This window comes from Thermococcus sp. 21S7 (genome assembly GCF_012027615.1).
GTDB lineage: Archaea > Methanobacteriota_B > Thermococci > Thermococcales > Thermococcaceae > Thermococcus.
The window spans coordinates 63603-88587 of record NZ_SNUT01000004.1 but is presented as its reverse complement, the minus strand read 5'-3'; the positions used below and the strand labels follow the sequence as shown (position 1 = coordinate 88587).

General features: G+C 53.5%; 23 protein-coding genes and 4 pseudogenes. 12 read left to right on the top strand and 15 right to left on the bottom strand.

All coding sequences use genetic code 11. The annotated features are described in order from the left end of the window. Nucleotides 1-218: 218 nt before the first annotated feature. Entirely contained in the window at nucleotides 219-617 is a 399-nt protein-coding gene (locus E3E51_RS07510) for a DUF2240 family protein (protein WP_167912510.1), read from the bottom strand. A 53-nt stretch (nucleotides 618-670) separates the two neighbouring features. Here E3E51_RS07510 and E3E51_RS07505 point away from each other — a divergent pair, with 53 nt between their 5' ends. Next, nucleotides 671-1057 carry a PaaI family thioesterase gene (locus E3E51_RS07505; protein ID WP_167912669.1) on the top strand — a complete coding sequence of 129 codons (387 nt, stop codon included), beginning with the start codon at nucleotides 671-673 and terminating at the stop codon, nucleotides 1055-1057. Here the strand turns inward: E3E51_RS07505 and E3E51_RS07500 are convergent. Then, entirely contained in the window at nucleotides 1027-1845 is an 819-nt protein-coding gene (locus E3E51_RS07500; protein WP_167912509.1) for a helix-turn-helix domain-containing protein, read from the bottom strand. The genes E3E51_RS07505 and E3E51_RS07500 overlap by 31 nt on opposite strands. Before the next feature lie 83 nt (nucleotides 1846-1928). Between E3E51_RS07500 and E3E51_RS07495 the strand changes: the two genes are divergently transcribed. From E3E51_RS07495 to E3E51_RS07480, 4 genes are read left to right on the top strand one after another with little or no spacing between them, the layout of a single operon-like run. Further along, complete coding sequence (locus E3E51_RS07495) at nucleotides 1929-2651, top strand: ABC transporter ATP-binding protein (protein WP_167912668.1); 723 nt, start codon at nucleotides 1929-1931, stop codon at nucleotides 2649-2651. Further along, the gene (locus E3E51_RS07490) at nucleotides 2652-3713 is read left to right on the top strand and encodes an ABC transporter permease (protein WP_167912508.1); all 1062 of its coding nucleotides are present in this window, start codon (nucleotides 2652-2654) and stop codon (nucleotides 3711-3713) included. It abuts the gene before it with no gap. A 49-nt stretch (nucleotides 3714-3762) separates the two neighbouring features. Next, nucleotides 3763-4053, top strand: a complete 291-nt coding sequence (locus E3E51_RS07485) for a PadR family transcriptional regulator (protein ID WP_167912667.1) — start codon at nucleotides 3763-3765, stop codon at nucleotides 4051-4053. A gap of 3 nt (nucleotides 4054-4056) precedes the next feature. Continuing rightward, entirely contained in the window at nucleotides 4057-5238 is a 1182-nt protein-coding gene (locus E3E51_RS07480; RefSeq protein ID WP_167912507.1) for an MFS transporter, read from the top strand. A 64-nt stretch (nucleotides 5239-5302) separates the two neighbouring features. Here E3E51_RS07480 and E3E51_RS07475 read toward each other — a convergent pair whose 3' ends face one another. From E3E51_RS07475 to E3E51_RS07465, 3 genes are all read right to left on the bottom strand, one after another. Further along, a complete protein-coding gene (locus tag E3E51_RS07475; RefSeq protein WP_167912666.1) occupies nucleotides 5303-5518 on the bottom strand; it encodes a hypothetical protein in 216 nt (71 codons plus the stop codon). 39 nt (nucleotides 5519-5557) lie between these two features. After that, nucleotides 5558-5812, bottom strand: coding sequence for a hypothetical protein (locus E3E51_RS07470; protein WP_167912506.1), 255 nt, complete (start codon nucleotides 5810-5812; stop codon nucleotides 5558-5560). An 83-nt stretch (nucleotides 5813-5895) separates the two neighbouring features. Then, nucleotides 5896-8121 carry a DHH family phosphoesterase gene (locus tag E3E51_RS07465; RefSeq protein WP_167912665.1) on the bottom strand — a complete coding sequence of 742 codons (2226 nt, stop codon included), beginning with the start codon at nucleotides 8119-8121 and terminating at the stop codon, nucleotides 5896-5898. A 203-nt stretch (nucleotides 8122-8324) separates the two neighbouring features. Here E3E51_RS07465 and E3E51_RS07460 point away from each other — a divergent pair, with 203 nt between their 5' ends. Further along, nucleotides 8325-10553 (top strand): methyl-accepting chemotaxis protein, encoded by a 2229-nt coding sequence (locus E3E51_RS07460; protein WP_167912505.1) that lies wholly within the window; start codon nucleotides 8325-8327, stop codon nucleotides 10551-10553. Between the two features lie 16 nt (nucleotides 10554-10569). On the opposite strand, the gene E3E51_RS07455 is transcribed toward E3E51_RS07460, so the two are convergent. Further along, entirely contained in the window at nucleotides 10570-11733 is a 1164-nt protein-coding gene (locus E3E51_RS07455; protein ID WP_167912504.1) for an MFS transporter, read from the bottom strand. Between the two features lie 161 nt (nucleotides 11734-11894). After that, nucleotides 11895-13373 (bottom strand): S-layer protein, encoded by a 1479-nt coding sequence (locus tag E3E51_RS07450; protein ID WP_346765957.1) that lies wholly within the window; start codon nucleotides 13371-13373, stop codon nucleotides 11895-11897. A 55-nt stretch (nucleotides 13374-13428) separates the two neighbouring features. On the opposite strand from E3E51_RS07450, the gene E3E51_RS07445 reads away from it, so the two are divergent. From E3E51_RS07445 to E3E51_RS07425, 5 genes are read left to right on the top strand one after another with little or no spacing between them, the layout of a single operon-like run. Beyond that, on the top strand, nucleotides 13429-13968 hold the full coding sequence (locus E3E51_RS07445; protein WP_167912503.1) for a DUF2391 family protein: 540 nt from the start codon (nucleotides 13429-13431) through the stop codon (nucleotides 13966-13968). Then, nucleotides 13969-15000 (top strand): DUF3226 domain-containing protein, encoded by a 1032-nt coding sequence (locus E3E51_RS07440; RefSeq protein WP_167912502.1) that lies wholly within the window; start codon nucleotides 13969-13971, stop codon nucleotides 14998-15000. It abuts the gene before it with no gap. A gap of 40 nt (nucleotides 15001-15040) precedes the next feature. Then, a complete protein-coding gene (locus E3E51_RS07435) occupies nucleotides 15041-15745 on the top strand; it encodes an HAD family hydrolase (protein ID WP_167912663.1) in 705 nt (234 codons plus the stop codon). Nucleotides 15746-15777: 32 nt separating this feature from the next. After that, on the top strand, nucleotides 15778-15960 hold the full coding sequence (locus E3E51_RS07430) for a hypothetical protein (protein WP_167912501.1): 183 nt from the start codon (nucleotides 15778-15780) through the stop codon (nucleotides 15958-15960). 3 nt (nucleotides 15961-15963) lie between these two features. Further along, the gene (locus E3E51_RS07425) at nucleotides 15964-16218 is read left to right on the top strand and encodes a type II toxin-antitoxin system RelE/ParE family toxin (RefSeq protein ID WP_167912500.1); all 255 of its coding nucleotides are present in this window, start codon (nucleotides 15964-15966) and stop codon (nucleotides 16216-16218) included. 229 nt (nucleotides 16219-16447) lie between these two features. Here the strand turns inward: E3E51_RS07425 and E3E51_RS07420 are convergent, their stop codons facing one another. From E3E51_RS07420 to E3E51_RS07405, 6 genes and pseudogenes are all read right to left on the bottom strand, one after another. After that, nucleotides 16448-16840 carry a type II toxin-antitoxin system VapC family toxin gene (locus E3E51_RS07420; RefSeq protein ID WP_167912499.1) on the bottom strand — a complete coding sequence of 131 codons (393 nt, stop codon included), beginning with the start codon at nucleotides 16838-16840 and terminating at the stop codon, nucleotides 16448-16450. Then, complete coding sequence (locus E3E51_RS07415) at nucleotides 16827-17048, bottom strand: hypothetical protein (RefSeq protein WP_167912498.1); 222 nt, start codon at nucleotides 17046-17048, stop codon at nucleotides 16827-16829. The genes E3E51_RS07420 and E3E51_RS07415 overlap by 14 nt, the downstream gene beginning before the upstream one ends. Nucleotides 17049-17104: 56 nt before the next feature. Continuing rightward, a complete protein-coding gene (locus E3E51_RS13285; RefSeq protein WP_346765961.1) occupies nucleotides 17105-18994 on the bottom strand; it encodes a DNA polymerase domain-containing protein in 1890 nt (629 codons plus the stop codon). 24 nt (nucleotides 18995-19018) lie between these two features. Continuing rightward, a pseudogene (locus E3E51_RS13280) lies at nucleotides 19019-20716 on the bottom strand (LAGLIDADG family homing endonuclease); the annotation flags it as partial. An 18-nt stretch (nucleotides 20717-20734) separates the two neighbouring features. Then, nucleotides 20735-22210 (bottom strand): annotated as a pseudogene (locus tag E3E51_RS13150) (DNA polymerase); the annotation flags it as partial. Between the two features lie 83 nt (nucleotides 22211-22293). Continuing rightward, on the bottom strand, nucleotides 22294-22860 hold the full coding sequence (locus tag E3E51_RS07405) for a hypothetical protein (RefSeq protein ID WP_167912497.1): 567 nt from the start codon (nucleotides 22858-22860) through the stop codon (nucleotides 22294-22296). A 301-nt stretch (nucleotides 22861-23161) separates the two neighbouring features. On the opposite strand from E3E51_RS07405, the pseudogene E3E51_RS07400 reads away from it, so the two are divergent. Continuing rightward, a pseudogene (locus E3E51_RS07400) lies at nucleotides 23162-23481 on the top strand (transcription antitermination factor NusB); the annotation flags it as partial. Here the strand turns inward: E3E51_RS07400 and E3E51_RS07395 are convergent. Both E3E51_RS07395 and E3E51_RS07390 read right to left on the bottom strand, forming a co-directional pair. Beyond that, a pseudogene (locus E3E51_RS07395) lies at nucleotides 23482-23832 on the bottom strand (DNA polymerase); the annotation flags it as partial. It lies immediately after the preceding pseudogene. Between the two features lie 73 nt (nucleotides 23833-23905). Then, nucleotides 23906-24979: a hypothetical protein gene (locus tag E3E51_RS07390; protein WP_167912496.1), complete on the bottom strand. Its 1074-nt coding sequence runs from the start codon at nucleotides 24977-24979 to the stop codon at nucleotides 23906-23908. Nucleotides 24980-24985 lie beyond the last annotated feature (6 nt).

Genomic DNA, 24985 nt, shown 5'->3' with positions numbered 1-24985 from the left:
AAACTTTGCCCGCTGCGTTTAATAGGGACCCCGCACTAAAAAGAACATGGCGGAAATCGTTGTGAAACTCCCTCCCGGCGTTGATGAGAGGCTCCTCAGAAGAAGCTCCGGAAGTTAATCGAGATGGAGCCCCTCATGAACGAGCTTTACGGCGTTCTGAAGGATGAGAAATCCTGGGACGAGCTTGAAGGAGGCGCCTATTCTAAGGCCGCCTGAGGTTAAACATCAATCCTGTCCCTGAACTGCGACATGTCGACGCCCCTGTCCATGCCGAAGAGATACGCCAGAACATTCTCGTCCAAGTCGCCGTAGCGTTCCCTCATGGACTTGATGCCCTCGATGACCTCCCCCCGCTCCCAGCCGAGGGAGTTCGCTATATACGTCACCATCTCGTTGAAGAGGTCCTCCTCGGCCTCCTCCTCAGACAACAGGGCTTCGTTGACGACCAGGAGACCGTCTTTTTCCTCAAGGAGGCCCGCCTCCAGTGACCTTTCTATGAGCTCCTTCGCGGCCTTCACGTCCATCAGGCGGAGGCTGAAGGCGAGTATCCCAACGAGCTCGCTCCGAGTGAACTCCGGAGAGCCCTTATACTCGACGGCGTGTTTTATTGGGTGCACGCAACCACCTAACTTTTTTAGGGCTAGGAATAAATAAACCTTTGGTGGGAACCATGGAGCAGAGGACGCACACCCTCACCTCAGAGAGGCTCGTCGGAAGGCCGGCGAGGATAGAGAAAGGCTACGCGGAAGTCATCCTGGAAACGACGGAAGAGATGACGGTTGACGAGTACGGCCTCGTTCACGGCGGCTTCACCTTCGGCCTGGCCGACTACGCGGCCATGCTCGCCGTGAACGAGCCCACTGTTGTCCTCGGAAAGGCGGAGGTCAAGTTCCTGAAGCCAGTCAAGACAGGAGAAAGACTTCTAGCGAGGGCCAGGATGGAGGAAGACCTCGAAAGGAAGAAGATAGTAAAGGCCGAGGTTTTCAACGAGAGGGGCGAGAAAGTCTTCGAGGGAACCTTCCACTGCTACGTCCTTGAGAAGCACGTGCTTGAGTAGTCATCAAGTTTGCGGAGGTAGTACTCCACGACCTCCCTCTGGATTACAGGGATAAAGGGTATCTTCACCAGAATGCCCCTGATGCCACCGTCCTCGTAGACGAGGAGCGACTCCCGGGAATCCCTGACGAACAGTCCCCTCACGACATAGCGCTCCCCAGTGGAGAAGAGGGCTCTCGCAACCGCCTCCATGAAGTCCTTCGGCTCACCCTCAAGAACCTTTGCGAGGGGGAGGTAGTACACGTCCCCCAGCTCCTCAAGCCGGCTCTCGCGGAACGTGGCCTTAGTTATAAGAAGGATTTTCGGCGTTATTCCATTCTCCCTCGCCCTCTCAAAGGCCCTCCTGAACTTCAAGACGAAAGTTGGTTCCAAGAAGGCCGTCACGAATTCCTCGCCGGCATCCCCTGCGAGCTCCTCGGCGCGGCTCCTCACACTCCACTCCCCCTGGAGGTACCACACCGGGAGCCACTCCTCCCGCCTCTCCCTCTGATAGCTCTTGAGCATTATTATTGCCTCCTCGGCCGAGCGGATGTACTCATCCCTAAGTGACGCTATCACATTCTCGGGTTCGACGGCTCTGAAGTACGCGGGACTGCCCTCACTGACCTCAACGAAGCCCCGCTCGTGAAGTCTCTTCAGGACGTCGTAGACCCTGGGCCTTGGAACGCCGCTTTCCCTGGCTATCTCGCTCGCCCTCGCCGGCCCTGTGATGACGAGGGCCGCGTAAACCTTCGCCTCGTACTCTCTGAGACCAAGCATCATGAGTTTCTCAACGAGTTCCTCAGTCATGGGATCACCTTTTAAAACTCTGTAACTCTATTAGTTACAACAATCTTATAACCCTTTTCCCAGAGAGTGTACCGGTGGTGTCGATGTCAGCCCTTGTTGTCAGGGGGCTTAGAAAGAGCTACGGGAACTTTGAGGCTCTCAGAGGACTTTCCTTTGACGTGAAGAAGGGGGAGATATTCGGCCTCATCGGACCAAACGGTGCCGGCAAGACGACCACGATAAAGACCATTGTCGGCCTCCTAAAGCCGGATTCGGGTGAAATCAGATTACTCGGTAAGAAAATGCCAGACAAGGAAGTCTTGAGAAAGGTAGGTTACATGCCTCAGGATCTGGCGCTCTACATGAACCTAACCGTCGAGGAGAACTTGGAGTTCTACTCACGGCTCTACGGCCTCTCACGGAATGAGTTCAAGGAAAGAAAGGACGAGATACTGAGGTTCGTCGGGCTCGAAAAGTTCAGGGATAGGCTCGTTGTGGAGCTCAGCGGGGGAATGCAGCGGAGGGCCTCGCTCGCGTGCGCCCTATTACACAAACCCGAGTTTCTCATACTCGACGAGCCGACGGTCGGGGTTGACCCGCACCTGAGGGCGAGCTTCTGGAGGTACTTCCGCGAGCTGGCTGAAAGAGGAGCCTCACTTCTTATCACAACCCACTACATGGACGAGGCGGTGAACTGCGACCGCGTGGCGATTGTAATGGATGGAAGGGTTCTTGCCACGGCAAGCCCGCAGGAGATTATGAAAAAGACGAACTCAGCCACGCTTGAGGAGGCCGTCCTTAAGCTCACTGGCTACGGGGGTGCTTGAATGAACTGGGAAAGGGTCCTGGCCATATCGAGGAGGAGCCTGCTGGAGCTGAGGCACGACAGGAGGCTCCTGAGCTACGCCATGGTCACACCGGTGGTTCTCATGGTGCTCTTCGGCCTCGCCTTCGGGGGGCACGTCCACGACGTTAAGGTGGTGGTTGTCAACGAAGACGGGAGCTTCGGCTCGGAGGTCGTGAGCAATCTCAACGGAAGCACATTCTCGGTCTCTCACGCGGAGAGCCTCGAAAAGGCGTTGAGAAAGCTGAAGGACGGGGAGTGCTGGGCAGTCATATACTTCCCTAGAAACCTGAGCGAAGGGATTGGAGTCTATCTCGACAGGAGCAATATAAACATAGCCGACGCAGTGGTTTCGGGCATTAACCATGCCCTCCTGAAAACCTTTGAGGAGAACGGTCTCAAATTCCCGGTTCGCGTCAGCTACACGGCCGTCTACGGCAGGGGCGCAAAGTTCATGGACACGTTCCTCCCGGGCGTCGTATCGCTCGCGGTGTTCCTAATCTCGACCGTGCTCTCAATCCTCTCGTTCATAGGCGAGAGGAACCTTGGAACGCTTGACAGGGCCCTGGCGAGTCCCCTGAGGGAGGAAGAGGTTGTCCTCGGCTATTCAATAGCCTCCGGCGTCATAGGAACCCTCCAGGCGGCGATAATGCTCGCCATAGCGGTCTTCGGCTTCAGTGTGAGCGTTGAGGGCAGCCTCATCCTAGCCTTCCTCCTCGTCTCGCTCCTTGCGATTGTCGGGGTCAACCTCGGGATACTCCTCTCGAACCTCGCCCGGAGCGAGGCCCAAGCAGTCCAGTTCGTTCCCATGATAGTCGTCCCGACTTTCCTACTCTCAGGCATCTTTTGGCCGGTGGAAGCGATTCCCAGCTACCTCAGACCGTTCTCATACCTCCTTCCCCCGACGTACGCGGTGGACTCCCTGAGGTCCGTCATGATTCGCGGCTGGGGCCTGACGAGAATATGGAGTGATGTGGCGGTTCTGGTAGGCTTCGGCATCCTCTTCCTGGGACTGGCGGTGATCAACATGAAGCGCCGCCGCTGAGCCAAAATTTTTTAAACCTAAATATCGCATCTCGATATCGGTGTTCGATATGAAGTACCGGGATTTCTTAGCTCTGCACATACTCCATCACGCGAGTGAGGAACCGGTTACAGGCTCGTTTCTGATGAAAGAACTTGAGAGACACGGCTACCGCATCAGTCCGGGAACGATGTACCCCCTCCTGCACTCCCTCGAAAGGGAAGGCCTCCTAAAGAGCCACTGGGAAGTAAAAGACGGCAGGAGAGTTAGGACCTACGAGATAACGGAAATCGGCAGGAGGACCCTCGACGAGGGCAAGGAAAGGCTGAGGGAGCTCTGCCTCGAACTGCTGGGGGAATGAGGAATGGAGGAAAGGGAGAAGAAAATATTCGGAATAAGCTGGAACGTCTTTTTACTTGGAATCGTCAGCTTCCTCAACGACATGAGCAGCGAGATGATAATGCCCGTTATGCCGAGCTATCTGATGGAGGTTCTCGACGCCGGAAAGCTGCTCAGCGGTTCCGTTATGGGCGCGATAGAAAGCATGAGTTCGCTGTTCAAGGTTGCCTTTGGCTACGTGAGCGACCGCTTTAGAAAGAGGAAGGTCTTCGTCTTCGCGGGCTACGCCCTCTCAACCTTCGCCAAAGGTGCCCTGGGGTTCACCCGCTACTGGTGGGACTTCCTCCTTCTGCGCGCGGTGGACAGGATAGGCAAGGGGGTAAGAACCGCCCCCAGGGATGCGCTTATAGCGGAATCGAGCGAGAAGGGGAAGACCGGAAAGTCCTTCGGCTTCCACAGGATGATGGACACCCTCGGAGCCGTCGCCGGCCCGCTCGTTGCCATAGCCCTCATCGAGCTCCTGAAGAGCCTTCCGGCGGAAACGGCCTACCGCTACATCTTCCTGCTCTCCGCGGTTCCAGGGGCGGTATCCCTGTTCGTTATAATCCTCTTCGTGAAGGACCGGGGCGGTGAGGTCAAGAGGAAGATAAAGGGCATATCCACTCTGAAGAACAGGAACCTGCAGCTCTTCCTCGCGGTGGTGGCGATAGGTGCCCTCGGAAGGTACAGCTACGCCTTCACGATGTGGAAGGCGCAGGAGCTCGGCTACTCCATCGTCCAGAGCATAGCCTTCTACGCCCTCTTCAACCTAATCTACGCCCTCTCGGCCTATCCCCTCGGGGTTTACTCCGACACCTTCGGCAAGAAGAGGATGATAACCCTCGGCTTCGGAGTTGCGGCTTTGGCGGCTCTGGCCTTTGCCTACGCGAGGGACCTTTACACGCTCATAGCGGCCTTCGTTCTCTACGGAATATACATCGCCATCGAGGACACGATACCCCGGGCGTACATGGCTGACCTGGCGAGGGAATACGAGAAGGGTACGATAATAGGGGCCTACCACACGGTCTTCGGCATCTTCGTCCTTCCGGCGTCGGTAATAGCCGGCTGGCTCTGGGGGAGCTACTCCCTGGCCTACGCCTTCACCTTCGCCGCGGCCATGAACCTCGTTGCCATGGTTCTAATGACCCTTGTGAGGGAGCAGTGACCCTCTTCCTCGCTTTTCTTTCCAAACCCCGAAGAGTCAGAGAAGGTCAACAAAAGGAATAAAATCAAGCGCCGAGCTTCTCAAGCTCATCCTTTCCAACGAGCAGGGGCCGCTCGGCCTCAATAACGTAGCCCAGCTCCCACCTGACCTCGCCCCTGTTCATCGCCTCTGCGTAGCGTTTGGCCTTCTCCTCCGCCTCCTCGAAGGAGGAAGCCTCGATGATCCTCCGGACGTACCATTTCATGTCGCCGAAGCGAAGCTTGAACTCCGCCATGTACATGGGCATCACCGTAGAAAGTTGGAGGGGAACTATAAAAACCTAAGGCTCAGCGGCCCGGTAGGTTCCTTCCTCCAATGTAGCCTCGAATATCCTACCGCCTTCCTTTGTTTTCAGTTCGACGATCACGGCCGAGGGCTCGCGCTCGACCTCTTCTTCAACCATCCTCTTGCTGAGAACCTGGATAAATGCATCCCCAAGGCGCTCGAACTCGAAAACGAGTGCATCGCCTTCCCAGCGGTGGCCACGGTAAGAAACGCCGCCCATTTTAAAAGTAACCTCAAGAACTATTCTCATCAACATTCCTCCAAACATTGCTCATCAGTACATCAGTCTGCGATGTTAAAAAGGTTTGGCATTGAAAGAAAAGGAAGGCGCTTTCAGCCCGTCTTCTTCAGCTTGACGACCTGCTTGGCGAATTCCTCAAGGACCTCCTTCCTCATGCCCTCAAAGAACTTTATCGAGCCGGCGTAGCTGTGGCCGCCGCCCTCTATGCCCGCGCTCGGCAGGGCCTCTTGGAGCTTTGGAATTATCTCGTTCAGGTCGAAGCCATAGGCGGCCATTCCGTCGGCGGCCCTGACCACCGCGAAGTCCGGGCCGTAGGCTAGCGTTAGAATCGGCGCGTCTTCACCATATTTCTCCTTGAAGTGGTCGTGTATCAGGCCGGAGAGCTTGCCCGGGGACGGATAGCTGAACTTTGGAGCAAAGAGCTCGATGTCTATCGTGTTGAATCTTATCCCGTTCGGCAGGACGACGCTCTTGACGTGCGGCAGCGAGGCCTTCAAAGCCTTCTCCTGCTTCTCCTTGACCTCAGGATAGATAGCGTTGATGAGCTCACGGTGCCTCTGAAGGTTGCCGGTGAGGAGGAGAATCTCGTCGATGATGCCGTGCCCGTCCATGAACTTCCAGAAGTAGGCCTCGTGGTCTATGACCTCGGCTATCTTCTTGAGATCCTCCTCATCGAGGCCCTTCGCTTTCTTCGCTATCTCAAGGTACTGGTGGAACTCCGGCGCCTTGCTCCTGTCGCCGGTTCCGGCTATCGCCGGGAGGTGCTTTATCCTGTCCTCCACTTCGGGGTTGATGAAGCGCGCCACTTCCGTTGCCAGCATTCCAGCGGTAAGCTCATAATAGCCGCGCTTTATGTGGTGCGGGTTGACGTGCACATCGACGTAGTCGTCCACCTTCGCCCTGTCCTCGCTCACCCACTCGCGCGGGTCGTGGTGGTCTATGACGACTATCGGGACGCCGAAGGCCCTTATGCGCTTGTAGGCAGGAATGTCCTCACTCGTTCCGCCGTTGTCGACAATAACCAAAAGCGGCAGTGGGTCTCCGAACTTCTCATGATCCTCGACCATAAATATGATGTCCTTGAGCACGTCCTCCAGCTCGTAGAAGGGTGCCCTGCTCGGCCTGCGCTTGAAGAGCTTCCATCTGGCACCGGAGTCGGGTGAGACCTCCTCGATGAGCGGAACTATCGCGTACTCCAAAGCCAAGCCGGAGGTGTAGCCGTCGGCGTCGGCGTGGTGTCTCAGCAGTATCGGTCTGCCCTCGTAGATCGCCCTGCGTATCATGAATGCCGCCTTCATTATCTTCGGCTTGAGCTTTTCGAGAACCTCGCTTTCGATGAGGAAGCCGACGTCCCGGGGCTGGGCGCGCCTGTCGAGCTCCTCCTCTATGCGCCTCTTTACTTCAGCAGCCTCCGGCCCCCAGAGCCTCGCCATGTCGCTGGTCTCTATCTGAATCTCGCCGGAGTGGAAGGCCACCTTACCTATTATCTCCACGATATCGCCGACGTTTATGTTCGGGTAGGCCCTAACCCCGGGCGCCTCGAAGGCGGCCGCCCACGTTATGCCAGTTCCGTCGGTTATCGTAAAGACAGTCGGGCCGCCGGTCACCTGTATCTGGGTGACCTTGCCGCGCAGCCTGACCGTCTGGCCGGCCATGTCCTTGCTCAGGTCACGGATGAGCGTCACAGGAAGCTCCTTCCGCACAACCACTTCCTTGTAGTGCTTGAGCGCTGACTCTATGAGGTCTATCTCGCCCTTGTCGGGCCTCACATCGAGAACCTGAACCAGTATCTCGTCGCCGGGCTTGTACTCCCTGCCGCCGAGGAGGTCCTTCCGCCTTATCAGGCCCCTAACGTGTGGGTTGAGCCTGACAAATACACCGAAGCGCTCCACCCTGTCGATGGTTCCCTTGTAGACGTTCCCGACCTCTATGTCCTCAACGTCGCAGGTCTTGTCGAGAACGTAGACGACCTTGTACTTGCGCATGCAGTCCGGACAGACCCAGGTTGTTTCCATGCCCGGCTCCCAGGGTTCTTTCACCTTGCCGCAGATGTCGCAGGCGAGGACGCGGCCGGTGCCGCCGCAGGTCGGGCAGGTGTCGTAAACCGGCACGACGCCCTTTCCGTGGCACTCGGGGCAGGGTATCTCGTCAACCTCGTCCTCGACGCCGATATAGTCGAGGTTGCGGTAGCCCTTCAGCTTCTCCCCAACCTTGAAATCGGCAGGAACGTAACCCCAGCCCTCACAAACGGGGCACTCCTTCTCGCCAGCCTTAACCTTCCCGGTTCCGTGGCACTCGGGACAGTCCTTAACCACCATGAGCATCACCGCGGTGGGTTCTCCGGGGAGCTTAAAAACATTAATCAAAACGAATCCCTCAGGGTGACATAATTTTCATACATTAGGTTCGTAGTTCGAACATACACAAAGAACTTAAAAAAATAGACGAACCACTAGAAACGCCCCGATAGTTGGCTAAAATGTAACACAAAATATTGTAAATAATACAAGGGGGCGACATGATGAGATTCCGCCGAAAGTTGTACGCGATGTTCCTTGGGATGGCCATGGTAGTCATCCTTTTGACGACACTAATTCAAATTAGAACCATAGAGGACATGGGCAACAAAATAGAGGAGAGCGTTGCCCCTACCCTCGGGGAGCACGCGCAGAGGATAGCACTACTTGAGAGTCAAAAATACGCAGTGATGATAGACGAACAGCTGCGTCCGCTCATCGTCGTCACGGAGTCCTACGCAGGATCCATAGGTTCCCTCTACGTGAAGGACGAGGTGTATCCGGGTTATTCGAGCACCCCCGCGTTCAGTGCCAGCGTTTTCAACAGGCTCTCTGAACTAAAGAACTCAAATAAAGACTTAATAAACGTTTACTACTCCGACTCGCGGGGCAAGCTCATAATAATCCCCCGGGCAGAGCTTCCAGAAGGGTACAACGCCACGAAGTCGCCATGGTACCAGAAGGCCGTGAGGGAGGGGCCCAGCTGGATTGAGCCTTACACGGATATAATAACGAACAAAACGGTCATAACCTACATCACCCCTGTAAAGTACGGGGGGGTAGTTAAGGGCGTTTTGGGAATAGACGTTGACTTCTCACTCCTGTCCCAGGAGATAATGAACACGAAGATAGGCAAGACAGGTTACCTCTTCGTCATAAGCCCCAACGGGACGGTGGTGATACATCCGAACCAGGATCTCGTCGGAAAGCTGAACATCTTTAACGACAGGAGATACGAGGCGCTCGCAAGGGCGATGAAAAACTCCGAAGAGGGCGTTGTTGAGCTCAATCTAGACGGAAAAAAGATGGTCGTTTCCTTTGCCAAAAGCAAAACTACGGGGTGGACAGTTGCGGCAGTCGCACCAGAGGACGAACTGGTGGGAGGCCTTATCAGCGCACTTGACAACGCAAAGCACGCGGCATCCCGGGAGGTTCTCTACGGAACGGTTGTCATGGTAACCCTCGCGGCGGGCCTTGTGCTCCTGAGCGTTAGATACCTCAAAAAGGCACTCCAGCCGGTGGAGCAACTGAGAAACGCCGCGGAGCTGATAGCTGCAGGCAGACTGAAAGAGGCCAGGGACGCGGTTGGAGCGATAGACTATCCCCACAGGGACGATGAGATAGGAAAGCTGATAACGGCGTTCGAGTCGATTTCATCCGACGTAATCGGCACTCTCAACGAGGTCATCGAAAAGCTGGAGGCAATGGCTGAAGGAAGGCTGGACTACAGCGTGGACACCCGGGCCAGGGGTGACCTCCAGAACATCATCGTTGCACTCCAGGGGACGTCCGCTAAGATGCGGGCCCTGATCGGCAACATCCGCAGGATTGGAATGGAACTCGACGAGCAAGCCGATGAACTGGCAGGAATAGCCGTTCACGTGAAGAACTCAACGGATCAGGTCAGCGAGGCGATAGAACAGGTCAGCATCGAGGCACAGAGACAGCAGGAGCACATAAACAGCATAACCGAGGGCATGCGCCTCGTTTCCGACGTCACAACGGAAACGTCCCGGGTCATGGAGGAGTTCGAGGGTGCCATCGACGAGGTCGTTAGAATAGCGCAGGAGGGCAGGAAGAAGGGCGACGAAGCCGTCAGAGACGTTGAAAGCATAAAACGATCAATGGCGTTCATAGAGGAGGCTGTCAACGCGGTCAGTGAGATGAGCAAACGCATAGGGGAGATAACACACGCCATAAGCAACATTGCAGAACAAACAAATCTCCTAGCCCTGAACGCGGCTATCGAAGCGGCAAGGGCCGGAGAAGCGGGTAGAGGTTTCGCGGTCGTTGCCCAGGAGATAAGGGGGCTGGCGGAAGAAAGCAAGAATGCCGCGGAGACAATCAGGGACATCATAGAGGAAATGGACGAGAAGGTTAGAAGGGCGGTTGAGGAAACACAGAGGGGCGTAAACAACGTGGCCAGCTCAACGGAAACCCTGAGCGAGAGCCTCGGCTACCTCGGATACATAGCGGAAATGGTACAGGAGGTCGGTGAAAAGGTGGCCGCGATAAAGGAGCAGACCGAGAGGACACACGAGGAAGTCAGCAGGGCCCTGCAGGCACTGGAGGGCCTGGCGGCGAGTGCAGAGGAAACCACCGCCAGCGCGGAGGAAGTTAACTCCGCCATGCAGGAGCAGAGAGCGGAGATAGAAGCCCTAAGCGCGGGAGCGGCCAAGCTGAGGGAGATAGCAAGAGAGCTCCGCGAGAACGTGGAGCAGTTCAGACTCTAAGATTGTTCGGTTCGGATTAATCCCCCTCCATTCTTTTCTTCCCGAAAAAGCCCCAGAACACCACCATCGAGAGGCTGTACAGGAAGGCGGTTATCAGGAACGGCCAGACCAGGGACATGTCGAAGAGAACGCCGCCCACGTACTGGCCCACCCCAAAAGTAGCCGTCCAGGCCAGGCTGTTAAGCGCCATCGCGGTGGAGCGCTCCTCTTCCCCAAAGAACCCCATCATGAAGGAGTTCCATATCGGGTTGACTATGTTCATCAGTATCGTCCTGAGGATGTACACGACCGCCGCAACGGGGAAGGCCGGCGAGAACGGAAGAGCGCCTATGAGGAGGCTCGCAGTCCCGTTGAAGGAGACGATTGTCTTAACGCTGCCGAACCTGTCGGCTATCATCGGCAGCAGGAACATCCCAATCCCCATTATGAACTGCTGGAAGGCGAAGAGCCAGCCGATGCTCTCCAGGCTCGTCCCAAAGCGCTGGTTGAACCAGAGCCCCATGTAGGGAATCGCTATTCCCGCACCCAGACCTATCAGCGCCCCGGGAAGGGCGAAGCGGCCTATCCTGACGAGGAGGCTCCGGTCAAGGTTCAGCCCGCGGGAATGCCTCTCAAGCACGGGCCTGACGAAGAGAACTACCGCGAACCGAATAGGTATGACCACGAGGACCAGGGAGAACACCTGCCCATAGCTCAGCCAGCGCGAGAGAAAGCCGGCGACGAGTATTCCGAGGGCAGATGCTATCGTGCCGATTCCCGAGGAGAGGCTGAACAGGTAGTGCCTCTTCCCGTCCTCCACCTCCCCGCTGAGCAGCGCCATGAATGAGGGAGACTCCAGCGCCATGCCTATCCCTATCAAAACGCCGCCCAGGGCGAGCATCCAGAGGGTCGGGTGGAGAACCTGAACGAGCCTCCCGAGGAACATCATGCTCACTCCAAGGAGGACGGTTTTCTTGTAGCCCACCCTCGCGCCGAACGGGCCCGAGAACAGCAGAACCGCCGCCTGGGCCAGCGTTGAGAGCGAGAAGACCATGCCTATGTTGGTGTAGTCGAAGCCGAGCGATTTTAGATAGAACGGGAAGATAAACCAGGCTATGTTGCCCCCGAAAGCGGAGGCGAATGAGTAGGCAACGAGCAGCCATGCGTCCCTTCCGAACCCGCGATAGTTCTGCAGTGACATGAACGTTCAGACCGCGATTTGAGTATATAAACCTACCTCTTCCTCCACCGAAAGATTTATTAAAAGAAGCCGGGAATTACTCAGCGTTTAAATCAAAAATGAGACTTAATTCTGGCTCGAATTGAGAGGATGAAATCATAACAGGAGGGTAAAATAAGATTTTACATTTCCTCCATGAACTTCTCCACGGCGAGTCTGGTCTCCCCGTAGGTTTTCCCTGCCAGGATTATCACCTTGTAGCTCGGGTTGTGCGGGTTCTTGAGCTCCTTTATCACGTAGCCTTTCCGGTTTATCTCGTCTTTGATAGCGCTGACAGCGTCCTTGCCGTAGGTCCGCTCCAGCAGCTCCCACGCCTTGTTGCTGACCCAGCCGCCGATGATTATGACGTTCTTGTCCGAAGGGAATTCCTTGAGCTGGGTGTCTTCAACTATAAAATCGTATACATCGTCAGTAGCCTCAATCTTCGGCGCGGTTATGGAGACATTCCCGGTTACGGAAGCAACGCGCACGAAGCGATAGCCCTCGATCCCGACTATCTTGTCATTGTTATCCTTCGCGAACACCGGGACTATCTCAAGCCCCCACTCGGTGGGCAACTTTAATGCGGAGCCCTCACCGATGAGGACATTCCTGAAGCTAGGACTCCCATTCGCATGGAGGTACAGAACGTAAAGGTTGTTAGTGGGGTCTATGTCCCACACCCACTGATCCCTGTACACATCCCCATCCTGGTACCGCCTAGCCTTTGAGTAGTACTCGTAGTTAAATATCACGGATTTCGTTCCGCCAATCCCCACAAAGAGACTGGTGGGAGCAAACACCAAAACGTTCCTGGCACCCTTTTCGAGCAGTTCATCGATTCTATTAGATGGGTAAGTGTCAAATACCTCAAAGTCCTCGTTTTCCTCGGCATCGAGGTACATCAAATAGTACCTGCCGACATGCATCACCTTACGCTTTACGAGCCCGCTGGGGTACGTGAGGTCCACCAGCATCGTCTCATCGCTGACTTTGATGTCAACAAAATGAATTTTCCATTCCCCAACGCTTAACGTCTCCAGAAGGGAGGTACTGGACTCGTTCACCTGAGAGAAAGAATACACGTAAACGACATCCACCCCATTAAGCCTGGTAGCAACGGCTCGATATCCGCCCCCAAAACCGAAAGGTGTCGTGTTCTCATTGAATATTAGCTCAACGCTACGATCAGTGAACTCAGCGGCCCTCCGAGTGGAGTTGAAATCAACGCACGAAAAGTTGACCTGGATAACTATCCCGTGCCCAACAGGCTCGTCGCTGACGTTAACGCCGACGTCGGGCATGTCAACGGAGTTGAGCTTATAGGTCTGGTTTTCATCGTGAATAAGCACGCTGTGGTACTCAACAGGTATGGAAACGGTTTTTGTGTACGTTCCCCTAGAAACACCCTGAAGAACCAGGAATGCACCAAGTCTCGAACCGGTTATAGCATCCTCGCCTACATGAACGGGCACGCCGTTGACTATCTTGGTGGTCGGAAGGACTATCACAGTGTTCGATGAGTTTATTCCAGTAACCGCCGCGTTAATCGGCGTGATGAGCATACCAAAGGTAACAACCAATAAAAGCAACAGCGATGCTTTCCTCATTTCCTCTATCACCGATTTAAAAATGCCACCCAATATTTATAACGTTTCCCTGGGAGTTATTCCCGCGATGATGAGTGAATCCAATACTGACCGGATGATGAACCCCGAACCTGAGCACCGGATTGAAAACGAAAGGCGAACCGGAATGGAGAGACGTCTCGAAGAGCTGTACTCCAGCATCGAGGAACTGAAAAGAGAGAACGAGATGAGAAAGGCCCCGGACAAGCTCGGCTGGGACGACATAGCCCAGGAGATAGTCGGAGCGGTCACCTTCGCCCTCCCCTTCCTGTTTACCGCGGAGCTCTGGGAGATAGCGAAGGACATCTCCATCGAGCGGGCCGTCGCGATATTCCTGATGACGCTGGCCGTGGCGTACCTCTTCATAGCAAAGTCCCGTATAGGAAACCTCAAGAGGGAGGAGCTGTTCCACGTGCCCAAGAGGCTGCTGACCGTGGCACTCATAGCGTATCTAATCTCCGCGGGGCTGATATCCCTGTATGGAATCAACTGGATAGCCGATTTCAACGCGGTTCAGTACCTGAACGCAACTGTGCTCGTGAGCACCTTCGCCGTGATAGGCGCAATAACCGTTGACATGGTGAAGTGAATGAGGATCGTAACTGGAGACAGGTTTGAGAGATTCGCAGATGAAAAGGCCATTCTATTCCCCGAGTACAGGAAGAACCGCGATGAACTAATCGACTTCGTTGATTCCCTGACCGGAGAAGAGACCGTCGTCACGGCGAGCCTTGAGCTCATCGATTTAATCGCCTGGAAGTTCAGACGGGGAGATGGGAACGTCCTGATATACTCCGACACGGGGAAGAGCCTCACAATGAAGGAGGCCTACGAGCTGAGGAAGTACCTCGATTTCGACGTTCGCGGCGGCTTTTCCGGTGAGAATGCAGGGACAAGCGTTCTGTTCGTCGAGGGGAAGACAGACTCCAAGTTCTTCAAGGCAGTCTTCAAGAAGCTCTTCGAGTTCAAGGAGAGCCGGGAGGCTCCATACAGCCTGCGGTTCATCGAGCGCGTCTTTGAGCGCGACAACTTCGACCTGCTGAAGCGCGAGGGAGATGGCTACTATCTCGCGGTGCTGCCGAGCGAGGGCAACTCCGGGGTTATAAGGAACCTCGGCAACTTCCTCAGGGCCATGGACGTCTTCGACTTCACAGTCGAGAGGCTTGGAGTCGCCATTGACATCGATGAGGACAGAGACGCCGCCCTGGCCTCGATAGCCGGAAAGCTCTCCGGCTTCAGGCACAGGAAAACACCCCGCGGCTACATCGTCGGGAGAACCGAGGTGGTTCCGCTGATAATCGGCCTGCCCTTCGGGGACGAGGTCATCGAGTGGAAGAAGCCGACCGTCGAGGATTTGATGCTCCACCTCATAGCGAGGGAGGGACTTCTTGAGAGGATAAAGCCGGGACTTAAGGCCCTAAACGAGAGCCTCGAAAGGAAGCTCAAGCCCAAGGAAGTCATGTACCTGGCGTTATCAGCTTACGGCCACTGGGGCAACCTGGAGGGATTCTATGAGCTGTTCGTCATGCGCTCCCGCTTCAGGAACCTCAAAGCGGTTCTAAGGGAGGCCGGACTCATGGAGGGCCTCGCCTACCTGGCTGGGAGGGAGCGGGGGCGTTGAGTTTTTAAATTCGCCCTCCGTATTACCCCCGGTGATAAGGATGAAGCTCGTCTCATTCGACGTCTGGAACACGCTCCTCGACATCAACGTCATGCTCGATGCGATGGCCGTTGAGCTCTCCAAGCTGATGGGGACGTGCATAATAGACGTCGTCGAGGGAATGATGCTCTCACGCGAGAGGATAAAGCGCATGAGGGCAGAAACAGCTGGAGACCCCTCTAGGGCCCTCGAAGAGAGCCAGGAAATGCTGGCAGAGCTCCTGGGAACAGACGTCGAACTCGTCAAGAGGGCCGCCGCAAGGGCAACGCTCAACGTTGGCGACGAGATAGTCCTCCCCGGAGCGAAGAAAGCTTTGGAGGGCGTCAAGAGAAAGGGGCTGAAGGTTACAGTGACCGGCAACGTGATGTTCTGGCCGGGTTCGTACACCCGGCTCCTGCTGGAGCGCTTCGGGCTTATGAACTTAATAGACAAAACATTCTTCGCCGACGAGGTTCTGGCTTACAAGCCGATGCCTGAGATGTTCAGGAAGCCGCTCGAAGCATTCGGTATAGAGCCGGACGAAGCAATACACATCGGCGACACCTACGCGGAGGACTTCGAGGGGGCGCTGAGGACCGGCATGTGGGCTGTCTGGATTAACCCGGAGGCAGAGGAGGTCAGAAAAATCCACGAAAAGGGCTTTGAGGTTCCAGGGGTTGAGGGAATTCTGGAGGTTTTGGAGGGGATTGAATCGGGAAGTATTTAAGGACAAAGAGATAAAGTTGTAATGGTGGGAACATGAGTGAGGTAGTTGAGAGACTGGAGCGCATTGAGAGATTACTTATGACCCTTAACGCCAAGATAGACAACTTCATTGGTTATGAGGAGTTAACGGAGAAGGAGAGGGAGGAGCTTAGAAAAATGCGCGAGGAGGTCAAACGGGGAGAGTTCGTCAGATTTGAGGAGCTTTTTGAGGAGTGACCAATGTACGAGGTTGTTTTTACAAAGAAAGCCGCCAAGCAGGTAAAAGCTCTGCAACCCGCGCATAGGAGAAAACTGAAAGAGATAATTCTCCGCCTTTCTGGGAATCCTTTCTCATACCCTTACAAAAAGATTCGTGGTGAAGAGCGCACGTACAGAATTCGTGTAGGCCAGTTTAGAATCCTTTACGAGGTAGATGACGAGAACTTCAGGGTTGTAATCTTCAAGATTGAGCGAAGAGAGAGGGCGTACAGGTGATTTCATTACATACCGGGAAGCTCATCATAGAGCTCTGCCCCCAGCTCTTGGAGGTTTTTAGGTATCCAAATGCTCTATCGAGAACTGCATCAACGTTTGCCCTAGCTTCGGCTCGAATCCTGTCCATCTTAACCCGCCATTCCGTGTTAGCCCCAATTTCCCGGCTACGTTTTCCATCGTCTCATACTCGAACTATCTCAAAAGATGTACTGGCATGGCCTTCCAGAAGTCATCGAACAAGCTTCGCCTCCACATAATTTCTGGCCGCGTAGTATTGCCTCTCGTCCGCCGTCAGGAGTTCAGCCTTTAGAGCCTCCGCTAAGGCTATGTAAAGGGCATCGTAGATTGTGATGTTCTCACTCAATGCTATTTCCAGCCCCCTCTCGAAGAAGTTTTGCGCCTCAAAAAGTGTTATCGAGCTCCCTAACGTCTTAAGAACGATTACCTTAACCTTTCCTTGCTCAATGGTTAGCTCTCCACGTCGCACTGCCTTCCAGATTGCATTCATGCCCTCAACGAGTGCATAGTCGAGCGTCGCCACGTGTGGCTCCGTTGGTACTTCTTCCCAACCTGGTTCCTGCAACACGACCTTCACAAGGGCCGAGGCATCAATGACTATCACGGTCCTCCCTCACGGACTTCGCTGCAAAACCCCTGCTCACGCTTCCACTCGCCTTTGCAAGCTCTAAGGCTTCCTGTATTCGTCTCTTTCTTTCTGCCTCGTCTATGCGCCTTCTTATGAACTCCCTGATTTCCTCGCTCCAGTTTATGTCAAGCTCCTTCATCTTGAGCTTCAACTCATCGGGAACGCGGACAGTAACGATGGCCATGTAATACACCTCGAAATACAGTTTGAAATACAGGGATAAAAGGATTTCGAAGGGAGTCACTTCTTCCCCTTCAGCTTGAGCCACGCCCCGAGGCCAACCTGCCTCGTTTTCTGATACCTGAGCTCCTCCTTCTTGTAGCCGAAGGCCTTCAGAATCCTCTCCACGGCCGGCAGGACCTGGTTTTCGATGTAGTACTCCGCGTCGTAGCGGTGCTTCGTCGGGTCGAACTCGTCAAACGGAATCGCCCTGTCGCCTATCCTTCCGGAGCCCTTTAGGACGATGTAGCTTATCACCGTGCCTGGGCGTATCTTTATTCCCCTCGCCGCGAGGCGCTTCGCTATGGCCACGTGCGGACCGGTGGCCTTGTAATCCTTCAGCTCCCTGGTAATCTGCTCGTGGATGACCAGCTTCTCCGGCGGAACCTCGTACTTGCTCAGCTTCTCGGTAACGTCCTTGACTATCCTGACGGCCTCCTCGACGTCACCGTGCCGCAGTATGGCCTCCAAGACCCTCGCCTGGGTCTCCTTCGCTATCTCGCTCCAGTCGCGCCGGACGATTTCAAGCCCGCGCGTGGTTATCTTGCCCTCCTCGTCTATGACCGCGTACTTCTTCTTCGTCACGAAGAACCCCCTGACGTAGAAGCCCTCGTATTCGAGTTCGAGAAGTCCCGGGAGTTTGGCATTTATGTATTTGAGGAACTCTTTGGCTTTTTTCTTGACGGTCTCAGCATCAGCCCCTGGTATAGTCGCGAAGAAACCGTCCGTATTATGGACGAGTATTCCATTCGCGAAGAATCTGTGGGTTCCTTCAACCTCAATATCGTAAACGTAGCCGTCGTAGGCTATCTCTTCAACTTTCTTGGGATACACCAAGTCGAAATCGTATTTGTAAGCTCTCTTCTTGCTTGTATGCCCCCCCAGGTTCTCGGAGAGTTTGGTGGCTTTTCTGTCGAGGAGAAAACCTATCCTCTCGGCAAAGCGATGCTTGTCCTTTATTCTGACGTGAACCGAGTGTGTCCCGCTCTCCTTTCCGAGGTATCTGTTAGGATTGGTCTCTACGAACATTGAATTCGAAACTCCAACGAGCCACAGCAACTTTCTGACCGAACTGCTGAGTTCGGGATTAACGCTTGTCAGCCTGACCTCGGGAACTCCCTTGCGAAGACTTACCGTTCCATCCGCTGAGAACAGTCCACGTAGAAATGCCTCTATGTATTCCCTTGGAAGATTGAACATGAACTCGGGAATCCTCTTGCTTCCGCTCTCGTCTTTGAAATATCTGACCATGAACCTCGCGAGCCACTTTGAGAGTATTGAAACGTCGCCCTTCTTGCTTTTGTCATAGTAATTGGAGATTATGCCCGTGTTTTTCAGGGGCTTCAGGATTTTCTCTTCAATCTCTTCCTTGTCCAGTCCGAGGGAAAGGCCAACGTAGTATTTGGCCCAGTTTGATTGTCCACCCCAGTTGCCATCGCCCACCAGCAGACCGATTAACTCCCAGAGCTTGACGGCAATTGGGTTAACCCTAATACCATGAGCAATTGCCCTGTTAGGTGTAATGAGCGACTTGACGCTTTCTCCTAGTTCTCCCGGCTTGACTTCGACGAGGCGCTCTTTCAAAGGCTTCCCGGGCTTCACCTTGCTGGTGTTCATGTAGCCTATTAACGAGTGATCCTCCGTCACATCAAGGTACCATGAGTTAGTGAACCATACGCGATAGATTCTCTTGTTCGTTCTGTGCCTCATGACGTAAGGGACACTCTTCCAGACAAGCCGTCCCCTGTTGTCCAGCGTTAGCGCCTCAACGCCTTCGAGAACGCAGTATTCCTTCTCCCCAATCCGATAATCAACGCGCTGGAAGAGTTCTTCAATCGCCACGAATTCAACCTTTCCGTTTCTTTTGATTATGATTTCGGTTTCGCCAGTAACACTGTCAGCGTAGAGCACTTTAAAGCCGAACCTCTCCTCTATTTCGTGAATGGTCGTTTCGATGTAGTCCCTGCCCCATGCCGTAACGCTCTCGGCACACTCCTTGCAGTACCATCTCGCCCTGGCGTAGCCGTAGTAGCCGTAATAGCTGTTGTGGGCATAGAGGAATCCAAAACCAGCTAAAAAGTTCTCGTCCTCTTCAACGCTCAAATCGTAGACATAACCCTTGTAGTGCTTCTTCTTGACGCCTTCAACCCTGTCGAGAACTACGTCGCCTTTGATGAGCCACTCGATGTGCTTGGCTTTTTCTCCATCGAGTTTTCCACTTTCCGTGAGCCCCTCAAACTTTTCGTAGCTCACGTTTCTCTGGAAAACCTTTCCGAACGTTTCTTCGAGTATTTCCTTAGGTATGACGTGGGAGTAATAGGCGTTCTTTTTCTTTCTGTAATCCGTGAACGGGAGTTCTTCGTTTACGTATACCCTGTAAACTCCGCTATCATGGCGAATCTTTATCGCTGAAACCCCAAGGGAGTTGAGCAGAAGAACGAGGCCATTTACCAAAAGCTCGCTCTTGGTTGAAAGGCGGACCCTCTTGCTCGGGTGAACGTCACCGTCGCCGATGAAGTAGCCCTCAATAAAGGCCCAGCGAACGCTTTCAGGAGAAGTGAAAATAGCCTCCGGAACCCTTTTGTTTTCCGCCAGCGTTCCGCAGAGGTTTTCAAAGATGATGTACGCCATTTTCCTCGGAATTTCGATGTAGTTTTTACCCCTCTTCACCCTCCCAAAGAACCTCTCTGCGAGACTCTCCATGTCATCGAGAACCCTCTGATTCTCGTTGTAGAGCTTCACTGTGTAGCTCCAGCCGTTCTTCTGGTTTCTCCACTTCCTTGCGTTGCCCTCACTCACGTAGTAGCCGAGGAGCTTTGCAAAGTCCTCTTCAATCTCTACGAATGGCCTCATCCTGAAGCCGTTCCTCGTCCCCACGAGCCAGTCCCTAAGTTCCTCCTCCGGCATTAGTGCGATAACATCGCGAACGGCGTTGAATTCGACGAGATACTCCCTCTTGTTGCCGTTGTAACGAACGGCTTCAACTAAGCGCTCGTACAGCTTCCTGTACCTTTCGAGCCCTTCTCTGTCTGTGACTTCATATCCGATTTTCTTTAGCCTCACGTAGCCGAGCCTTTCAAGGTGCTCTAGGTAGCGTCTCGCCGTTCTCGGCCTTTTCTCCTCGCCGGAAATCCAGCGTAGGGTTCTAAGCATCCCTTTGAAGAAGTTCTTTCTGCCCTTTACCGGAATCGTCATGATGAGGTCTTCAGTTTCCTCCTCAGACAGTTCAAGGAGAAGTTCTACTAGGTTGAGCATTTCCTTCCTTCTGGGCAGGTTTACGCGCCTTGGAACTGCAAGGAGATCTCCGGCCTTGATTTCGCCACCCGTTACCTCACGGAGCTCTCCGTCCCCATAGGCGAAAAGGCTGTGGCCCTCCGTCACGGTTATTCTCCGGCCGGAGCCCAAGACTATCTCATAGACGTCCCCGGAATAGCGGTGTCTTATCACCGCCTTCACCGGCATTACACGGGCTTTCTTGGACTTCCTGTCGAAGGAAAGGGCACGGATTCCTCTAACTTCAAGAACTTCCGTGTCGCCGTTCCTCTTCACCAGCTCCGAATCAGTCTCCATCAGCTTATCAACAAACTCCCCAATGCGGTGGAGTCTAACTTTGCCGTTCTCAACTAGCGGAATCCACTCCTCCGGCAGCAGACTGTTCGCCAGGATTTTGATGGCCTTCTGCCTGTAATCGAGGAGCTTCTTCTCCAGCGGGTCTATGCTGGCCTTCATCCTCTTCTTTATCTTCTGCCTCTCGTCGAGAAGGGCGCCCAAAAGGCTCGGGATGAAGCCCTGGACGTCCTTACAGAACTTGTGGCCGACCTGTGGGGCGGTGTCGTACTCTTTACAGCCCTCGCGGTTGAGCGTGTCCGGAGAGACGTTGTGAGTGATGATGATTGAGGGGTACAGACTCATGAAATCTAAGTACACAATGTTATCCCACAGTCCACGCTCCGGCTCCTTAACGTAGCCGCCGGCGTAGCCCCCGCGCCGTCTCGCAAGTTCCCGCTCGTCGGGCTTGTTTGGGGCGAGCTCGTTCCTCTCGTAGGCCTTCCTCAGGAGAAACCACTCGACGAGGTTGCCGGTGCTTGAGCGGGAGACGTCCCAGAGGCTCTGGCCTATCAGCCTTGAGAGCTGGGCCTCCATCGGGAAGAACTCTCTCCCAAGCTCATAGGTCACCTTTGCGTCCTCCATGGAGTAGCGCGCAACCCTCTCAAGCCCCTCACCGGTCTCCCAAGCTGTGGTTATCTCCTCCGGATAGACCTTCTCCTTCGGCGTTCCAAAGACTGCCTCGTAAACCGCCTCAAGGGTGTAGGTCGGCAGGTTTATCGTCCTCCTTATGACGGGGTATAGGTCGAAGTGAATCCTCCCCTTCACCTCGACCGCAAACCTGTCCCCCATGCGCTGTATTTTGGGCTCGCTTCCATCCCTTCCAAGCGTGAACTTTATCCCGAGCTTCTCGCACCGTTTCTTAAGGTAGGCGAAGTCGAAGTTGTCGCCGTTGTAGGTTATGAGGACATCCGGATCCTTCTCCTTCACGACCTTGAGGAAGCGCTTTATCATCTCCTTCTCGGTGGAGACGACTTCAACGTAGGGGAGGTCAATCTTTTTCCAGGTTATAACCCTCGCCTCGCCCTCGTCGGCGTAGCTTATCATCAGAATCGGCCCGGTTCCGAACTCCTCACCCTCGTGATAGAGCGTCTCGATGTCGAAGGACATCATCTTGAGCTCCTCGTCGCCCTCCATCGGGATTAAACCCCTGTCTATGAGGTAGCGCTTGGCGAAGGGTATGTCGTACTCGTAGATGTCAATGACGGCAGGATGCTTTCGTATCTCGTCCCTTATCGCCGGGACGTCCTGGGGGTGGGTGAAGTAAAGCTTCCAGACCTCTATCGGCCTGCCGAGGAACTTCTTCTTCACCTTCTCGGCGCGCTTCACCTTAACGACCCTGCCGTGGCGCCCGGCGGTTATCTTCTTGACGTCCTCTATGGCAGAATCGTCCTTCAGGAGGGCGTAGATGTATGGCTCGAACTCGCGGTCGTATTCTATCTTGAACTCGCCGTTCTCCTTCTTGAATATCCTTATGACGGGCTTCCCATCCTCTGTGATGTAGTCGGTATCGAGGATCATAACCAACACCTGTGGGATTATCGAACTGGAGACTAATAAACTTCGCCATACTTAAGAGAAAAGGATAAGAAGAAAACAAACAATCATGGATTTTCAATTTTTTGTATAAGGGCACTGCACTTCTGCTGAAGCTCGGCGTTAGCTTTCAAAAGCTCTTCGCTGGGATAGTTGCCATTCTTTCGCCACTCCGTTGCAAAGTCGTGGATCAGGTTTAACCCTTCGCGGATGGTAGAGACGTTGGCGGTTCCGTTTAGGAATGAACTTTGGGAAAGTTCTACGAATGTGATGCACTGGTAAGCTTGTGTCATGTTGGCCAACGTTTCATTGTCAGGAAAGTCTTCTGGGAAAATGTACAGCGCCGACCTTACAAGATTCGACTCCAACATCGAAAGATCCGAGGCCAGCTCCGCCATTGAAAGATTAAAAGTTCCGGCAGAGTCCTGCTCCAGCGAATTGAGGGCTATCTCCGAATGAAACTGAACATAACTTAGGGTCAATGCTGTCATTTGGCGGATGCAGAGCCTCTCGTAGTCCCTCTGTCCCTCTATGAACCTTTGAGAACCATATTCACCTATTGAATAATACAAAGCTCCTCCAATAACGATTAACGCGAGGATTGTGATGATGAGTCTATCCACCTTAAGTTCCATAGGTGAAGACCTCCTATTTGTGAATCTCAACAATAAAAAATGAAATCGAAAAGTTCAGTTGCCTGCACACCAGCTATGCCAAGTCTTAATCTCAACCCAATTTTATATTAACACAACAGACAACTCTTTATAAATTTTCCGCATATTGATAATAAAAATTCATCCTTTGTTTGTTTTTTTAAATATAAATTTATTCGGAGTTAGGTTTTACTCTTAGAATGAACAAAAAGAAGCCCGAGTAAAGGAGTTGCATACTCATGCACACACTACCACCTTTTTAATTGCCCCACGAAGCCCCTCCATGGAGCTGTTTTACCGCGTGAGCTTTCAGGAAGTGGTCGCCGACGCTCTGAGCCTCGTGAAGGAGCGCGAGCTCTCATCGAAGCACGCCCTTAAGCGGGTTTTTAAAAGGGTTGCCGGCAGAGACAGGAAAAAGGCGAGGGGTTTGGCACACGCCTACGTCTTCGAGATTGAGAAGTGGCGGGCGAAGATAGACTTCATAATCAACTCCGTGCTAAATGGTTCGACCGTTGATGACCTCGATCCCTACCTCGCGAACCTCCTCCGCATAGGGACGTTTGAAACCCACTTCCAGAAGGTCCTCCCGCTGTGGCAACCGATGGCAAAGGGTATGTAGTACTCGAAGATGTCGATAACAGCAGGATACTTCCTGATCCTGTCCCTTATCGCCGGAACGTCCTGGGGATGATTGAAGTAGAGAACCCAGACTTCCACGGGCGACCGAGAAACTTTTTCTTAACCTTCTCGGCGCGCTTCACCTTAACGACCCTGCCGTAGCGCTCGACGGTTATATTCTTAACGTCCTATATGGCCGAATCGTCCGCAAGAAGAACGTAGAAGTAGGGCTCAAAGTTTCCTGTCGTACTCTATCTTGAACTCGCCGTTCTCCTTTTTAAAAACCCTGATGACAGGCTTTCCATCCTCAGTAATGTAGTCTGTATCGAGGATCATGAGGCACACCAAAGATACGTCCACTTGAAACTTTTAAAATATAACCAGCACATAGCAGGAAAGAAAATAAAGACTAAGTCCCCGCAGTCATTTCATTGACGAGATCATACCAGCTCAAAAATCCCAGGGTCTCGCTCTTCAGCTCCAGTCCCATCAGGTAAAGCTTATACTTCTCGTATTGCCGCGAATCTGCGTTAATTACCTCACAAAGCGAGTGAAACTGCTTGAATTCCGGGAGCAATCGTGCGGCAAAAATGGGATCGAGCCAGAAGACCCCGGCGCGATGCAGCTTACTGAAAGTTTCCAAGACTACATCATCCATAGCCGAGAAGTTTACGACCTGTTTCTTGCCCCGTAGAGCGCTAGAAACCCTGTAATATGAGAGGGCGTAAGAATAGTCAAGGAGGGCCAACGCGTAATAGCCTCTTTTGTATTCTGAAATGGAATATTGGAGTGCAATAATGCCCTTCTCAGACCACCAAACCTGTTTCTTAAGACGGCTTAAATTTGAGTCTAATGCAGGTATGCTTTGGTTTAGAAATAGTCTCGCTTTCATACCCAGTGCAGTGTTATTAGAAGAGGACTTTTCGAGTTCGGCTATCTTGGAGTCAAGATACGGGAACACATAATCATTGTAGTATTGAGGGGCAATCTTAGCCCAGATGTAGTTGTCCAGGCTAACGTTTTCATTGCCCGTTGGCAAGTCCACTGTTCCATCCCCCACCAAAAACTCAAGCCATGCAAGGAGGGCGTAGGAGTTTGGATCAGAGACTCTAAACTCAAGGCTCTTAAGTGTTTTCACGTAGGCCCTCATTTTCAACTTTATATTCTGGTATTCCCAGGAATTGGTTCTAACGAGAGATGAATACATCTCAGGGGTTACATTAACAAGTTGAGCACTTACATTTGCGGCAAGTTCTTGGTACCAGTAATCAAAAGGACTGATCAGAGCAGAATTATTAGAATGTCCAATCCAAAGATTTAATTTTTGGGTCAATTCAGTTGTATCCTCGCAGCGCCCGTAGATAACAATATCCCCGCTGGGGTCGGGAATGGGTTTAGTGTTCATCGAAATTGAACGAGAGTAATATACGCCTGTGATTAGGAGAAAAACCAGAAAAAAAGCAAGTGGATAGACTTTCTTCATTGGTAT

Excerpts from the sequence above, each read along its gene's own strand:
- E3E51_RS07390 (WP_167912496.1), bottom strand. The coding sequence starts at position 24,979 with ATGAAGAAAGTCTATCCACTTGCTTTTTTTCTGGTTTTTCTCCTAATC.
- E3E51_RS07430 (WP_167912501.1), top strand. The coding sequence starts at position 15,778 with ATGAGTGAGGTAGTTGAGAGACTGGAGCGCATTGAGAGATTACTTATG.
- E3E51_RS07490 (WP_167912508.1), top strand. The coding sequence starts at position 2,652 with ATGAACTGGGAAAGGGTCCTGGCCATATCGAGGAGGAGCCTGCTGGAG.
- E3E51_RS07485 (WP_167912667.1), top strand. The coding sequence starts at position 3,763 with ATGAAGTACCGGGATTTCTTAGCTCTGCACATACTCCATCACGCGAGT.
- E3E51_RS07445 (WP_167912503.1), top strand. The coding sequence starts at position 13,429 with ATGATGAGTGAATCCAATACTGACCGGATGATGAACCCCGAACCTGAG.
- E3E51_RS07480 (WP_167912507.1), top strand. The coding sequence starts at position 4,057 with ATGGAGGAAAGGGAGAAGAAAATATTCGGAATAAGCTGGAACGTCTTT.
- E3E51_RS07465 (WP_167912665.1), bottom strand. The coding sequence starts at position 8,121 with ATGGTGGTTAAGGACTGTCCCGAGTGCCACGGAACCGGGAAGGTTAAG.
- E3E51_RS07415 (WP_167912498.1), bottom strand. The coding sequence starts at position 17,048 with ATGGCCATCGTTACTGTCCGCGTTCCCGATGAGTTGAAGCTCAAGATG.
- E3E51_RS07455 (WP_167912504.1), bottom strand. The coding sequence starts at position 11,733 with ATGTCACTGCAGAACTATCGCGGGTTCGGAAGGGACGCATGGCTGCTC.
- E3E51_RS07435 (WP_167912663.1), top strand. The coding sequence starts at position 15,041 with ATGAAGCTCGTCTCATTCGACGTCTGGAACACGCTCCTCGACATCAAC.
- E3E51_RS07425 (WP_167912500.1), top strand. The coding sequence starts at position 15,964 with ATGTACGAGGTTGTTTTTACAAAGAAAGCCGCCAAGCAGGTAAAAGCT.
- E3E51_RS07475 (WP_167912666.1), bottom strand. The coding sequence starts at position 5,518 with ATGTACATGGCGGAGTTCAAGCTTCGCTTCGGCGACATGAAATGGTAC.
- E3E51_RS07505 (WP_167912669.1), top strand. The coding sequence starts at position 671 with ATGGAGCAGAGGACGCACACCCTCACCTCAGAGAGGCTCGTCGGAAGG.
- E3E51_RS07405 (WP_167912497.1), bottom strand. The coding sequence starts at position 22,860 with ATGGAACTTAAGGTGGATAGACTCATCATCACAATCCTCGCGTTAATC.
- E3E51_RS07460 (WP_167912505.1), top strand. The coding sequence starts at position 8,325 with ATGAGATTCCGCCGAAAGTTGTACGCGATGTTCCTTGGGATGGCCATG.
- E3E51_RS07440 (WP_167912502.1), top strand. The coding sequence starts at position 13,969 with ATGAGGATCGTAACTGGAGACAGGTTTGAGAGATTCGCAGATGAAAAG.
- E3E51_RS07470 (WP_167912506.1), bottom strand. The coding sequence starts at position 5,812 with ATGAGAATAGTTCTTGAGGTTACTTTTAAAATGGGCGGCGTTTCTTAC.
- E3E51_RS07500 (WP_167912509.1), bottom strand. The coding sequence starts at position 1,845 with ATGACTGAGGAACTCGTTGAGAAACTCATGATGCTTGGTCTCAGAGAG.
- E3E51_RS07495 (WP_167912668.1), top strand. The coding sequence starts at position 1,929 with ATGTCAGCCCTTGTTGTCAGGGGGCTTAGAAAGAGCTACGGGAACTTT.